Consider the following 14362-nt stretch of genomic DNA (forward strand, 5'->3'; position numbering starts at 1 on the left):
ATCACCTCATGATGAAGGGGTTGGCGACGTCGTCAGCGGTCGAGATCATCACGCTCTTCGTCTGCATGTAGTTCTGGATCGACGCGATGCCATTCTCGCGACCGATGCCGGAGTGCTTGTAGCCTCCAAGAGGCGACATATAGCTGATGACGCGGTAAGTGTTGACCCAGACCGTGCCAGCCTGGATGGCGGCCGAAACTTTCAGGATACGACGCATGTCCTGGGTCCAGAAGCCCGCGGCCAGCCCGTAATTGGTGTCATTGGCAATATGCACGGCTTCCTCATCGCTGTCGAAGGGGATGACCGCCAGAACCGGGCCGAAGACCTCCTCCTGCGCGATGCGCATGTCGTTTCGGACCCCGGAGAAAATCGTAGGTTCGACGAACCAGCCCCTGGAGAGCTCGGCATTGTCCGGCCGCCCCCCACCGAGAACGCATTCGGCGCCCTCGCCTTTTGCGATGTCGATATAGCCGAGGATCTTCTCGAGTTGCGGCGGCGTCGTCACGGGGCCAACCTGCGTCGACGTCAATAGCGGATCGCCCATTCTCGCCGTTTTTGCGAGGTTGACGATCTTCTCGAGAAACTGGTCGTGGATCTTTCGCTGCACGAGCAACCGTGAGCCCGCGATACATGTCTGACCGGTGGCAGCGAAGATGCCGGAGATCACCCCGTTGACGGCATTGTCGATCTCCGCATCGTCGAAGACGATGTGCGGGCTCTTGCCGCCGAGTTCAAGCGTAACCTTCTTGAAGTTGCGCGCTGCAAGCTCGCCGATCTTGCGCCCGGTGCCTTCACTTCCCGTGAAAGCGATCTTGGCGACGTACTTGTGGGTCGTCAGCGTCTCGCCGACATCCGCGCCGAACCCTGTGACGACGTTGAAGACGCCCGCGGGAAAGCCAGCCTGTTCGACGAGCTTTGCGAACTCAAGGGTCGAAGCAGACGTGAACTCCGAGGGCTTTGCCACGAAGGTGTTCCCTGCGGCGAGTGCCGGTGCCAGCTTGTAGGCGAGCAGCAGGAGAGGGGAGTTCCACGGCGTAATCCCGACGCAGACGCCGAGCGGCTCATTACGAGTGAAGTTGAAGGTGTCCGCCTTATCGATCGGGATGACCGCTCCTTCGATCTTGTCCGCCAGCCCGCCGAAGTAGTAGTACCACTGCGGGATGTACTTGAGCTGAAACAGCATCTCGTTGATGAGCTTGCCGTTGTCCGTAACCTCGATCGTCGCGAGATGCTCCGCTTTCTCGGCGATCAGGTCGCCAAGACGCCGAAGAAGGTGTCCGCGGGCGCTCGCGGTGAGCTTCGGCCACGGACCGCTCGTGAAGGCGCGGTGCGCAGCCTCGACTGCTCGTTCCGCATCTTCCCTGCCGCCCTTCGGAATAGCGGCCCAGGTCTGCCCGTTGAAAGGGTTCTTCGTCTCGAACGTATCTCCATTGGCAGCGTCTTCCCACTTGCCGTCGATGAACATCTTGTATGTCTGCATTGTCTTTCTCTCTTCTAGCATCCGAGTTGTCGGGCGAGGTCTTCGAGATCGTCGGCGACGTAATCCCAGCGCTGCTCGGCTGTGAGGTCGGTCGTCTGACCCTCGCCGTATTCGGTGGGTCGTGCGATGAATGCGGTTTTAAGGCCAAGGCTGCGCGCGGCGGCAAGATCGTAGTTGTGGGCAGCGCACATCATGACGGCCCCGGGCTCCAGATAAAGGAGTTTGCAGACCCCGAGGTAGGTCTCCGGATCGGGCTTGTAGTGCTGGAAAAGCTCGCAGGAGAACACGTTGTCCCACGGCAAGTCGGCAAGCTTTGCCATGTTGACGAGAATCGCGACATTGGCGTTGGACAGCGGGCCGATGATAAACTTCGACTTCAGCCGGTGTAGCCCGCGCGATGCGTCGGGCCAGCCGTCCAGGCGATGCCAGACCTTGTTGACGTGCATCATCCGGTCGTGGTCTAGTTCGGCCAGCCCCATCTCTGCGAACACTGCCTTCAAGGCATCGAGGTGAAGTTCGTCCAGGTTCGTCCACGGCAACTCGCCGCTGCGCACCCGCGCTTTCTGGGGATTGTAACGGTCTCGCCAGCGGTCGACGAGGCCGGGCCAGTCGATCTCCACGCCTTCCGTCGCGCCCCAGCCGGTGAGATCGCGGATGATTGAACCCCGCCAGTCGACGACCGTGCCGAACGTGTCGAAGACAATGGCCTTGACGCTATTGGTCATCTAGCGCCCTCCTTCTTGTGGGACGAAACGCGCTCGAACGTTTCCACTCGCTTTTCGGCCACCCAGTCTCGAACCATCGCATCAAAGCTCAGGAAGTGCGGCGTCTTCAGGTGGAAGTCGAAATCGGCTTTTGAGCCGTAGACTTCATAGAGGTAGGTGCGCTCCGGCCGCTCAGGATCGCGGCAGACATCGAACACTTCGCAGTTTGGTTCGTCGCGCAGCGACGTCGCCGCATTCTCGATTATCGCCGCATGGAAATTATCGGCGAACTGGCTCCGAACGACGAACTCAACGACCACGACGAAGCCTGTGGATGCCGAACTCATGCGACCTCCTCGCGGACGGCACCCAGAGCGCCGATCACGCTGCGCGTCATCTCCGCGCAATTGGCGCTTCCGCCATACTCCATTGGAACCGCGATCTTTGTCGACAAGGTGTGCTCGACCGCCGCCTCGATCAGCCCGGCGGCGTCAGCAAGCCGCTGATCGCCGTGCTTTACCGCTAGCCAGTCGAGCATCATCGCTCCTGACAGGAACATTGCGCCCGGATTGGCGACGCCCTTACCCGCGATATCGGGAGCGGTCCCGTGTGCCGGCTGGAAGAGGCCGTGGGTATCACCGATGTCCGCCGAAGGGGCCATCCCCATGCCGCCGATCAGGCCGGCCGCAAGGTCGGAAAGGATGTCGCCGAACATGTTCTCTGTCACCAGCACGTCGAGCGTCCAGGGCTTCTTCACCATGTTGAGCGCTAGCGCGTCGACGTAGGCATAGTCCCTGTGCAACTCAGGGTGCTTTGCAGCGATCTCATCGAAGACCTTGCGGAAGAAAGCCATCGAACTGAAGACATTCGCCTTGTCGACGCAGGTCACCGTGCCGGGCTTGCCGCGACGTTTGCGCTGGGCGGCGAGCTGGAAAGCGAATTCGGTAACGCGCTCGGTGCCGGCCCGCGTGATCTGCATCGTGTCGTAGGCCTCCTGGTTGTTCAGGACCTCGCCGCGCCCGCGCGCATAAAACAGGCCTTCTGTCTGCTCGCGGACCAGCACGAAGTCGATTCCTTCGGCGCGAGGATCGGACAGCACTTTCGGAAGGCCCGGAAACCACCGGATCGGACGGACACCTGCAAACAGGCCGAACTCCATGCGCAGGTCGAGCTGCGGAATGATTTCCGTCCCGTCCGGGAAGCGGATGTCGGGCCAGCCCATCGCGCCGAAGAGGATTGCGTCGGATGTCCGGCAGGCCTCGAGCGCGGCGGCGGGCAGGGCCTGGCCGGTCTCCGCGTAGTGCTGCGCACCGGCCTGATGCGTCTCAAACACGAGCGGTGGCGCGCCCGCCTGGCCGACGGCGGCGTCGATCAATTCCATGCAGGCAGGCATGACTTCCCTGCCGATCCCGTCGCCGGGAAGGACTGCGATCTTGAGAGTGTTGTTCAACGATGACATTTGAAACCTGTCCTAGAGGTGGTTGAGGCCGAGGCGCTCGAGGAGGTCGAGCAGTTCCTTGCCTGCCCGCTCCCGGTGCGCCTTGTGAATGTTTCGTGCCTTTTCGCGATCGCCTTCGCGGATTGCTTGCACGAGTTCTGCATGTTCGCGGGTTGAGTTGACGGGCTTAGGACGCATCTTCAGCGTCACCATCCTGACGCGATGTGCGCGGTCGATGAAATTGAGGACGACCGACTTGAGCATCTGGTTGCCGCCAAGTTCGAGCAGTTGCTCATGAAATCTCGCGTCCGCCTGCGCCCAGCGCTCCAAGTCATCTTGCGAAAGCGCATGGTCCATATCGGCGGTAGCCTTTTCGAGACCCCGGAGTTGATCCTCGGAAAGCTGGCGGCTGGCGGCCAGCTCTGCAGCCGTACTCTCCAGCGACGTCAGGATTTCGTAAATTTCCTTCATGTCAGAAATAGAAATCGGCAGGACCCGCATTCCATGCCTCGGGATAACCGAAACAAGTCCGTCCTGCTGGAGGCGCATGAGCGCCTCCCTCACGGGCGTCCGACTCATTCCCAACTGGGAGGCGACTTCCTGTTCGGTCGCCTGGTAACCGGGCGCCCACTTGTTATCCAGGATGAGCTGGCGCAACCGAAGGTGCGCTGTCGCGGTCATTGTTTTCGCGAAGGCGTCCTCTTTGATCTCTGAGACCGGTGCTGTCTGTTTCCTGGTCGGCATTTTCTTTCCCTTCAAGCTGGCTGATTTCTCAGGAGCCTACATATTTTCGCCAGCTATGTTCAGGCTGGTATCCGAGAACGCTCTTTGCTTTGTCGATTGACAGCAAGGTTTCGTTGTTCCCGATCTGCTTCTTGAACGGGACCCCCGAATACCACCTCCTGACGAGTTCCTCGTTGGAGGTGGTCATGACCCCATCGTCGTTTGCGATGATGAACACCTCGGCACCTTTGCCGCTCCACTCGAGCGAGCGACGGATCGCCTGTGCCCCGTCGCGGGCGTCGATATAGGTCCAAAGGTTGAAGCGTCTGCTGCCCGGGTTCTGCTCGAAGGCCGGGAAGTCGGCATACTCGCTCTCGTCCATAACGTTGGAGAAGCGTAGGCAAACGATCTTGAGCTCGCTGTCCCAGCGGCAATACTGCTTTGCCATCTCCTCGCCGAGATGCTTCGAGAGGGAATAGGAGGTTTCCGGGCGCGACTGATAATTCTCGTCCGCCGGCAGATAGTCAGGCTTGATCTCGTAAGGAATGCCGAGCAGGGTCTCGCTCGACGCCCACACGATGTTCTTGATGCCGAGCAAGCGGCATGACTCGAAAACATTGAACGTCGAGATGGTGTTGACCCGGAAAACATCCGCAGGAGCAACGCGCCCCGGCATCGGCACAGCGGCCAGATGGACGACGGCTTCAGTGTTGCGATTGTGGTCCCAATCAAAGCCACTGATCGCCTCGATCGTGGCGCGCATATCCTCGAAATCGACCTTGACGAAGGGGCAGAGGTTTTCTGGCGGAGCGATCGTATCCGCGTTGATGACGTCGTGGCCGCTCTCAACCAGATGCTTGATCGTGGCTCTACCCAGTTTGCCGCTGCCGCCTGTGACTAAAACTCTCATATCCTAATACCTCCGTAGAACCTTCCAGGTTAGCGGCTTCGGCCGACCGCCACAGCCAGGATGATGAGCATTCCGCGCGCGATGAGCTGCTGGCTGTAGTCGAGGCCGCCAAGAATAAGACCGTTGTTGATGACACCGATGAGCAGGGCACCGACGATGGAACCGATCACGGTGCCGCGTCCGCCGAATAGGCTGGTACCGCCGAGAACCACGGCTGCAATGACAGACAGCTCATCACCTTCGCCAAGCTGGAAGCGTCCAGACTGCAGGCGTCCAGCATAGAGCATGCCAGCGATCGCAGCGGCCATCCCCGTCAGTAGCAGCACCTGGAACTTGATTTTCCGGACATCGACTCCGCTGTAGCGAGCTGCGACCGAGTTTCCGCCTGCCGACATGACCTTGCGGCCGAACGGTGTCTTTCGGAGCGCGATATGGGCGATCATGCCCAGAACGGCGACCCAGACAACGAGGACAGGAACAGGGCCGATGTTGCCGGAACCAAAGACGAAAATGAACGGGTCGTTGATAATTGGAACAGGCGAAGTGCCGCTTACCCACATTCCGACCCCTCGCGCGATCCCCATCATGCCGAGCGTCACCAAGAACGACGGGATGTTGAGATAGGCAGTCAGGCCGCCGTTTATGGCGCCTACCAGCAGCCCGAGGGTCAAGCCCGCGAGAATGCCGGGGAATAGACCGTACTTGCTCAGCACCAGGCCAGCGACCACCGACGACAATCCGGCAATGGCTCCGACCGAGAGGTCGATCTCGCCCGCCGAGAGTACGAACGACATTGCCATGGAAACGATGGCGACGATCGCAGTCTGCCGCAGGATGTTGAGCAGGTTGTTTGAAGATAGGAATCCGCGATCCTGCAGCAAGATCGCGAAGACGATGAAGATGACGACGAAGCCGATGTAGACGACGTAGTCGCGCCAGTTGCTGTGCCACGGCCGCATGTGGGTTGCATCCGTCTCTGTGTTCAATGTCTTGGCTTCAGTGGACATTTTGGGTTGCCTTCTGAATCGCGACCTGCAGACCGAGTTCGGTGCGGATCAGCGGAGATTGAGTTTCGTCGCCGGCAATCGTGGCCCAGCTTTCGATTTCGTCGCGCTCGATTTCGCGCGCGAGACGTCCGTTGTTCATGACCAGGATGCGGTCGCTCGTTGCCAGAAGCTCGGCTGGTTCCGACGAGATGACGATGACGGACTTTCCGGAGGAGGCGACGCTCCGAATGAGTTCTACGATCTCGGCCTTTGAACCGATGTCTACGCCTGCTGTCGGTTCGTCGAGAATGACAACCGAAGGATCAATCGCTAGCCATTTGGCAATAACGATCTTCTGCTGGTTGCCGCCGGAAAGGTTCCTGACCTTGTTGTCAGCGGACGGCGTCTTGATCCTCAGTTGCTTGATGAGATCGGAGGTCAGTGTTCCCTCGCGTCGACGATCGATGAAGGGACCGCGGACGAGCTGACCGATCTGCGGCAGTCCAAGATTGTCGCCGACGCTGTGCTCGACAACCAGACCTTCCTCGTGGCGGCTCTCCGGAACAAGGACGATGCCTGCCTTGATCGCATCCGAAGGTGACTTGAACTCAACGGCAGTGTCGCCGAGTTCTACGGTTCCCGCAGTTTTCTTATCGACGCCGAAAAGAAGGCGGGCAAGCTCGCTCCGGCCAGCGCCCATGAGGCCTGCTATTCCCACAATCTCGCCCTTGTGGACGTCGAAGCTGACATCGCTGGGTTTTCCCGAAGGGCCCGAAAGGCCACGTACGCTCAGCGCGGGTTTGCCGCTGCGATCAATGGCGCGCGCCTGGTATTGGAAGCCGGTGACACGCTTGCCGACCATGTGCTGCACGATCGAGTCGAGCGTGAATTCGGATGTCTTCCCGGAGGTCACGTTCTGACCGTCGCGGAGAATTGTAATCTCGTCGGCGATCGTCATGATCTCGGTCATGCGATGGGAAACGTAGATCACGGCTGTTCCCGCCGCAGTGAGCTTCTTCAACATGCCGAACAGAGTGTCGGCTTCCTGTGCGCTCAGCGACGAGGTTGGTTCGTCAAGGATAAGGATCCTGGCGTCTTGGTGGATGGCCTTGGCGATCTCGGTCAGCTGGGCCTGGCCGGGGCTGAGTTCAAAAACAGGCGTCCTCGGATCAACCCTGAGGTTGAGCTGGCCGATGATCTCGGCTGCCTGTGCGATTTCCCTGCGTTCGTCGACCAAGATCGACAGGCGGCGGGGCTCCCGGTTCAGGAAAATGTTCTGGGCGACCGAGAGGGTGGGGATCAGGCTGAGGTCCTGGAAGATCATCTCAATGCCGAGCCTGCGGGAATTCTCCGGAGAGCTGGACGACATGTGCTCGCCAAAAACCTCGATGGATCCCTCCGTGGGTGTGACCACGCCCTGCAGGATCTTCAACAGCGTAGACTTGCCGGCGCCATTTTCGCCGACCAGCGCATGGATTGTCCCGGGTTGGATCGTCAGGCTGACACCGCGCAATGCGTGCACGCCGCCAAACGATTTCCTCACGTTGCTCATCCTGACGGCGGCGAGGGTTTCGGTGACTGCTTGAGTGTTCATGGTCGTTGTCCGCCGCTGGGGCACGGGGAGCGGTCGGAGCCGCTCCCGCGCACCGTTAGTTCATTGCGTCGGTGAGAATCTTCGGTGCCTGGTCGCCGTTCGACTGCGGCCACGCCTCGATCAGGTTATCGCGGGTCACCGCAAGGGCCGGGAGCACGACGTAGGGAGGTGCGTCCTTTCCGAGAAGGGCGTATCCGGCAAGGATGCCCTCGGCATAACCGGCGCCGTACGGACGCTGGGATCCGGTTCCCTTGACGTAACCCTTCTTAGCCATGTCGATCGAGATGTTGACGCCAAGGTCGCAAGTGGTGATGACGAGGCTCTTGGACGCGCCCGCTGCGCGCGCCGCTGACAGGACGCCTTCTGTTGGCACGTCCCACACGGCCCAGATGCCATTGAGGTTGGGGTGGGCCGTCAGCATTGCGGAGGCGACGCGCTCGGATTCGCTTGAGAAATCAGGGCCTCCGACACCGGTCTCCTGGACGACCTTAATATCCGGATAATCCTTGATCGCTTCCTCGAAGCCGACCACGCGTTCTTTGGTGGCAAAAAGGTCGGACGCATGCGGGATGAGACCAATTTCGCCCTTGCCGTCGAGCGCCTTGGCCATGAGCAGTGCGGCGACCTTTCCCATCCCGCGGTTGTCGGAAGAGACGAGGCTCACATAGTCTTTGCCAGCCTTCATCCCGGCGCCGGTCTGGTCAAGGAAGATGATCTTAATGCCAGCGGCAGCAGCTTTCTTGTATGCTGCGGCCGTGGCTGACTGCTCGGCGGGAACGGTAATCATGACGTCAGGTTTGAGCGCCATGACGCTTTCGATGTCTGAAACTTGCTGCTCCGCGCGATATCCAGCATCAGTCGTCGCAACGATTTCGACGCCGAGCTCTTCCAGGGCCTTCTTTTGCCCGGCCATCTGGGCCTTGGCCCAGTCAGACGCCGTGTAGTGCATCACAATGGCCGCTTTGGCATGCTTCGCCTTGATCTTTTCGATCTCTTCGGCGGATAGCTTCAGGTCGCTCGCGAGGGTCGCTTTTTCGCCGTTGGGCCCGCTTGCCGGGTGACTTTCAATATCCTTGATCTGTTTATCGATATCGACCGCGAAGGCGCTCGGCGCATAGGCAGCGCTACCGCCGAGGGCAGTGGCAAGGGCGATCATCTGTAAGGACTTGCGCATCGTCAAAGGCATTTCGGTTCCTCCCTTTAAGGCCTATTGAGTTCAATAACGTATACGTTAATGCATTTGTAAAAGCTGTCAACTGAAGAAATGTCGGGAAACATCGGCGAGCCGCATCGAGCATTCCGCATTTGGAATGGTTTCAACCACCCGTGAGTGCCCAACGCGGTAGTCATCACGGTGGTCGTCTTGTCCGTTTGCCACCAAACGGATCGAGGCAGACCGCCCCCGTGAAAGCGACCCGGGACGATCCTTCCGGCTCCCGATGGACGCGGTAGCCAAATAAAAGCTATTGCGCAAATACAGAGGTATAAGGTATGAGGTATGATGTCGATGGGCAGACTCTTCGCAGTCGCAGCGGAATGTGATATTGTTATGTTTATCGTGTGTATTGCGTTATTTTGTGTTCTGATATTGTGATGTCCAGAAAAATGCGCCACATTGGTCGCGGTTTATGGGGAGGAAGAATTGACAGCAGCAGTTTCGATCCGCGATCTCGCGAACGCTATCCGTGTCCTGTCGATCGACGCGGTTGAGGCCGCAAAGTCCGGGCACCCCGGAATGCCCATGGGCATGGCTGATGCGGCGGCGGTGCTGTTCGGCCGGCACCTCAAGTTCGATTCAAGCGAACCTGGCTGGCCGGACCGCGATCGTTTCGTCCTGTCGAACGGCCATGGCTCGATGCTGCTCTACAGCCTTCTGCACCTCACCGGGTACAAAGACATGACCATTGAGCAGGTTCGCAACTTCCGCCAATGGGGCTCCAAAACGCCAGGTCATCCCGAATATGGGCACACCGCTGGCGTCGAGACGACCACCGGGCCGCTCGGACAGGGGATCGCGTCGGCTGTCGGAATGGCTATTGCGGAGCGGCGCCTATCAACCGAATTTGGCGCAGCGCTTGTCGATCACCGGACGTACGTTTTCTGTGGAGATGGGTGTCTCATGGAAGGTGTTGGTCAGGAAGCTGCTTCGCTGGCCGGCCACCTGCAGCTCGGCAAGTTGATCGTCCTTTACGACGACAACTCCATCACCATCGACGGCTCGACCGCAATCGCGTTTTCAGAAGATGTGCTCGCGAGGTTCGACGCGTACGGATGGCACACGCAGCGCGTTGACGGTCATGATCCGGATGCGATCGACGCGGCGATCTCGCAGGCGAAGGCGGAAGCATCCAGACCATCCCTCATAGCCCTGAAAACCATCATTGGATACGGCTCTCCGTCAAGGGCAGGAACAAGCTCCGTACATGGTGCACCGCTCGGCGCCAGCGAAGCCGCCGCGACGAAGGCAGTCTATGGCTGGACGGCGGACACTTTCGAGATTCCTGCTCCAATCCTCAAAACTTGGCGCGAAGTCGGCGCGAAGGGCGCCAAGGCGCGCAAGGACTGGCAAGCGCGGCTCGAAGCAGCGGGCGCAGATGTCAGAAGTGAGTTTGAACGCCGCACCGCCGGCTCATTGCCAGCGCGATATGAGGAAGCGGTCAACGCCGCCAAGGCAAAGCTGCTCGACAAGCCGCAATCAGTGGCAACGCGTAAGGCAAGCCAGATCGCACTGGAAGCGCTGACGGAGCTGCTTCCGGAAATGATCGGCGGGTCCGCTGACCTCACCCACTCAAACTTGACCCGGGTTCCGGCCGTCGACAGCGATTTCACCGCCGCTGCAAGCGGGCGGTATGTCAGCTATGGCGTTAGAGAGTTTGCCATGGCCGCCGCGATGAACGGTATGGCGGCTCACGGCGGCGTCATACCCTATGGTGGCACGTTCCTCGTCTTCTCGGATTATTGCCGCAATGCCATTCGTGTGGCGGCTCTGATGGGCGTCCGCTCTATCTTCGTGATGACGCATGACTCGATCGGTCTTGGCGAAGACGGTCCGACGCACCAGCCGGTCGAGCATCTTGCCAGCCTCAGGGCAATGCCGAACTTGCATGTATTCCGGCCCGCCGACACCATCGAGACGCTGGAATGCTGGGATCTTGCAATAACCAGCAAGAACACGCCGTCGGTTTTGGCGCTCTCGCGGCAGAATGTCCCGCAACTGCGCGCCCAGCGTGACGGCATCAATCGCTGCGCACGGGGAGCCTATGTGCTGCGGGAAGCGAGCAGCGAACGTGCCGTCACAATCATCGCCACTGGAACGGAAGTCGCGCTTGCGATCCAGGCTGCCGACGAGCTTGAGGCGAGAAACGTTCCCGCCGCTGTCGTCTCGATGCCGAGCTGGGATCTCTTCGAAAAGCAGCCCAAGGATTACCGCAGCTCGGTCCTCGGCAACGCGCCGCGCATTGCCGTGGAAGCGCTCTCGAAGTTCGGCTGGACTAGGTATGTCGACAGCGAAGACGACGTGATCGGGATGTCCGGCTTCGGAGCGTCTGCGCCGGCCGAGACGCTGTACGAGCAATTTGGGATCACGCGTGACGCAATCGTCACGCGCGCCCTAGCAAGGATAAGGGGCAAGCAATGAGCGCGCCGGCGACACCCGGAAATGACGAAGCGGGCGTCCAGTATGGTTCTGTCGATGAGTACCTCTCGACCTGGGCTGGTGAAGATTTGTCCCGTCAGGGGGTGGCGGCTCTAATCAACGGTGTGTTGGATGCCGCCTGTCTTTTATCCGCACGCATCGCAGCCGGTTCCCTGGAGGGCGATCTGGCCCACCTTGTCGGATCAAATACCGACGGTGATGCGCAAAAGGCAATCGACATCGCGTCGCACGAGTTGTTCATCGAAATACTCGCACGCGCAGGCGCTGCCAGGGTCCTGTCCGAGGAGGCCGACGCGCCAGTTATGCTCAATGGCCAGCATTTTGCGGTCGCAATCGACCCGATCGACGGTTCAGGCAATGTCGGGCTGGGCACGCCCGTCGGCACGATCTTCTCGATCATGCCTTTCTGCGAAGCTGAAGATCCCTTTTTAACCCCTGGAAAGCGCCAGGCCGCGGCCGGTTATGTCTCATTCGGCAACACCGTCGATTTGGGCTTTTCGGTCGGTGAGGGTGTGCTGCTGGCGACGATGCATCCCCAAACCGGCGAGTTCCTGATCGTCAAAAGGCAGGTTCTGATACCTTGCGACACGTCCGAGCTTGCATATAACGCTTCCAACCACCGTCACCTTCACCCTGCCATGAGCCTGTATCTTCAGGATTGTCTGACCGGCAAGGAGGGAACGCGCGGCCGTGATTTCAACATGCGTTGGCTCGGATCGGCAGTCGGAGAGCTCCACCGGATCCTGATCAGGGGCGGTGTGTTCTTCTACGCCGGCGACAAGCGACCCGGCTTTGAAAATGGGCGCCTTCGACTGGTGTATGAAGCGAATCCGATCGCGTTCCTGATGGAGCAGGCCGGGGGGCGGGCCACCGACGGCACGACCGCCATCCTGGACAAGATCCCGACCTCTCACCATTGCCGCACGCCGCTGGTTTTCGGTTCGGCGACGGAGGTCGACGTGATCGCAAGCTATCTCAATTCCAATCCAACCAGCGAGTAACATGTCATGGCCAGGATTACTCTCCGCCAGCTGCTGGATGATGCCGCCGAACACGGCTACGGCGTCCCGGCGTTCAACATTAACAACATGGAACAGGCGCTTGCCATCATGGAAGCGGCCGACGGAACGGATTCGCCTGTCATCCTCCAGGCGAGCCGTGGGGCGCGAGCCTATGTCAACGACATCATGCTCAAGCACATGATGGAGGCGGTGACGGAAATCTATCCGCATATCCCCGTTTGCGTCCATCTTGACCACGGAAACGAACCGAGCACCTGCGTCACCGCGATCCAGCATGGTTTTACGTCCGTAATGATGGACGGATCGATCCTTGCTGACGGGAAAACCGCGGCGGATTGGGACTACAACGTCAAGGTCACGAGAAGCGTCAGCGACACGGCCCATTGGGCAGGGGTTTCGGTGGAAGGGGAGCTTGGCGTTCTGGGCTCGCTTGAGACCGGTGCGGGCGAGGCGGAAGACGGTCACGGCGTCGAAGGCAAGCTCGATCCGCATCAGCTTCTGACCGATCCGGAGGAGGCGGCGAAATTTGTCGCGGAGACCAAGGTGGATGCGCTTGCCGTCGCAATGGGCACCAGCCATGGCGCCTACAAGTTCTCACGCCGGCCGGACGGTGACGTGCTGGCAATGGATGTTATCGAGGCGATCCACCGGAAACTTCCGAATACCCATCTCGTCATGCACGGTTCGTCAAGCGTGCCGGAGGAGTTGCAGGAAATCTTCAATCGCTTCGGCGGGCGGATGAAGCCCACCTGGGGCGTGCCGCTCGAGGAAATCCTGCGCGGCATTCGGCATGGTGTGCGAAAGGTCAACATCGACACGGATTGCCGCATGGCAATGACCGGGCAGGTGCGCCGAGTGCTGTCCGAAGATCCGACAGAATTCGACCCTCGCAAATATTTGAAGCCCGCAATGACGGCGCTTTCGAAGCTTTGTCGCGAAAGATTCGAAGCTTTCGGAACGGCAGGGCGCGCAAGCTCTATCAACGTCGTGCCACTCGCGGAAATGGCGAAGCGGTATCGAGCCGGCTCGCTCTAGGTAGGTCACAGCAGTTCGAACGCAAACGTGGTGAAGCGGGACATGACCGAGAAGAAAACCCTCTGGATTGGCACCAGCTGGAAGATGAACAAGACGCTTGCCGATGCCGCGCAATTTGCGCACGGTCTCAGGGCCGCAGACATCACGTCCCATCCGCGCATCCAGCGCTTTGTCATCCCTCCTTTCACTGTTGTCCGGGAAGTGAAGACCACATTGGCGGGCACGTCGGTAAAGGTCGGCGCGCAGAACATGCACTGGGACGAGGAGGGCGCCTGGACGGGCGAGATTTCGGCCTTGATGCTTACAGACTGCAACCTCGACATCGTCGAGCTTGGTCACTCCGAGAGGCGTGAACATTTCGGTGAGACGGACGTGACGGTAGGACTGAAAGTCGAGGCGGCGGTTCGCCACGGCTTGATCCCGCTCATCTGCATAGGGGAGACACTTTCCGAACGCGAGGCCGGGCGAGCCCGCGACGTCCTCGAGCGCCAGGTTCGTGGCGCGTTGGGAAGCCTTTCTACCGACCAGAAGCACAAACCGATACTGCTTGCCTACGAGCCTGTTTGGGCCATTGGCGTCGATGGGATCCCCGCGACAGCGGACTACGCCGACGCCCGCCAGGCCGAGATCATCGCGTTCGCGGAAGCCGTGCTCGGCCGGCGCATTCCCTGCCTCTACGGCGGTTCGGTCAACGCAGACAACTGCGAAGAGCTCATATCCTGCCCTCATGTCGATGGGCTGTTCATCGGCCGCTCGGCCTGGAAGATCGAGGGCTACCTCGACATCCTCGAAAAGTGCGCGGCCAAAATCTGAGG

General features: G+C 60.0%; 13 protein-coding genes. 4 read left to right on the forward strand and 9 right to left on the reverse strand.

The features are described 5' to 3' along the window. Position 1: 1 nt before the first annotated feature. The 9 genes from G9X64_RS12355 to G9X64_RS12395 are packed head-to-tail and all read right to left on the reverse strand — an operon-like array spanning position 2 to position 9021. Entirely contained in the window at positions 2-1480 is a 1479-nt protein-coding gene (locus tag G9X64_RS12355; protein ID WP_064843698.1) for an aldehyde dehydrogenase, read from the reverse strand. A gap of 14 nt (positions 1481-1494) precedes the next feature. Then, positions 1495-2205 carry a haloacid dehalogenase type II gene (locus G9X64_RS12360; RefSeq protein WP_064843699.1) on the reverse strand — a complete coding sequence of 237 codons (711 nt, stop codon included), beginning with the start codon at positions 2203-2205 and terminating at the stop codon, positions 1495-1497. Beyond that, positions 2202-2531, reverse strand: a complete 330-nt coding sequence (locus tag G9X64_RS12365; RefSeq protein ID WP_064843700.1) for a putative quinol monooxygenase — start codon at positions 2529-2531, stop codon at positions 2202-2204. Before G9X64_RS12365 ends, G9X64_RS12360 begins: the two co-directional genes overlap by 4 nt. Continuing rightward, positions 2528-3643 carry an isocitrate/isopropylmalate dehydrogenase family protein gene (locus G9X64_RS12370; protein ID WP_064843701.1) on the reverse strand — a complete coding sequence of 372 codons (1116 nt, stop codon included), beginning with the start codon at positions 3641-3643 and terminating at the stop codon, positions 2528-2530. The genes G9X64_RS12365 and G9X64_RS12370 overlap by 4 nt, the downstream gene beginning before the upstream one ends. Before the next feature lie 12 nt (positions 3644-3655). Beyond that, positions 3656-4366: a GntR family transcriptional regulator gene (locus G9X64_RS12375; protein WP_040113969.1), complete on the reverse strand. Its 711-nt coding sequence runs from the start codon at positions 4364-4366 to the stop codon at positions 3656-3658. 28 nt (positions 4367-4394) lie between these two features. Further along, positions 4395-5255, reverse strand: a complete 861-nt coding sequence (locus G9X64_RS12380) for an NAD-dependent epimerase/dehydratase family protein (RefSeq protein ID WP_064843702.1) — start codon at positions 5253-5255, stop codon at positions 4395-4397. A 29-nt stretch (positions 5256-5284) separates the two neighbouring features. After that, positions 5285-6262 (reverse strand): ABC transporter permease, encoded by a 978-nt coding sequence (locus G9X64_RS12385; RefSeq protein WP_064843703.1) that lies wholly within the window; start codon positions 6260-6262, stop codon positions 5285-5287. Beyond that, the gene (locus G9X64_RS12390) at positions 6252-7835 is read right to left on the reverse strand and encodes a sugar ABC transporter ATP-binding protein (RefSeq protein ID WP_064843704.1); all 1584 of its coding nucleotides are present in this window, start codon (positions 7833-7835) and stop codon (positions 6252-6254) included. The genes G9X64_RS12385 and G9X64_RS12390 overlap by 11 nt, the downstream gene beginning before the upstream one ends. Positions 7836-7890: 55 nt before the next feature. Next, positions 7891-9021 (reverse strand): substrate-binding domain-containing protein, encoded by a 1131-nt coding sequence (locus G9X64_RS12395; RefSeq protein ID WP_096771278.1) that lies wholly within the window; start codon positions 9019-9021, stop codon positions 7891-7893. Between the two features lie 456 nt (positions 9022-9477). Here G9X64_RS12395 and tkt point away from each other — a divergent pair, with 456 nt between their 5' ends. From tkt to G9X64_RS12415, 4 genes are read left to right on the forward strand one after another with little or no spacing between them, the layout of a single operon-like run. After that, complete coding sequence (gene tkt, locus G9X64_RS12400; protein WP_064843706.1) at positions 9478-11472, forward strand: transketolase; 1995 nt, start codon at positions 9478-9480, stop codon at positions 11470-11472. Continuing rightward, positions 11469-12491 (forward strand): class 1 fructose-bisphosphatase, encoded by a 1023-nt coding sequence (locus G9X64_RS12405; RefSeq protein ID WP_064843707.1) that lies wholly within the window; start codon positions 11469-11471, stop codon positions 12489-12491. Before tkt ends, G9X64_RS12405 begins: the two co-directional genes overlap by 4 nt. Before the next feature lie 6 nt (positions 12492-12497). Further along, positions 12498-13547: a class II fructose-bisphosphate aldolase gene (gene fba / locus G9X64_RS12410; RefSeq protein WP_064843708.1), complete on the forward strand. Its 1050-nt coding sequence runs from the start codon at positions 12498-12500 to the stop codon at positions 13545-13547. Between the two features lie 42 nt (positions 13548-13589). Then, entirely contained in the window at positions 13590-14360 is a 771-nt protein-coding gene (locus tag G9X64_RS12415) for a triose-phosphate isomerase (RefSeq protein ID WP_064843709.1), read from the forward strand. Positions 14361-14362 lie beyond the last annotated feature (2 nt).

This window comes from Rhizobium sophorae (assembly GCF_013087515.1).
In the GTDB taxonomy this organism is placed as follows: domain Bacteria; phylum Pseudomonadota; class Alphaproteobacteria; order Rhizobiales; family Rhizobiaceae; genus Rhizobium; species Rhizobium sophorae.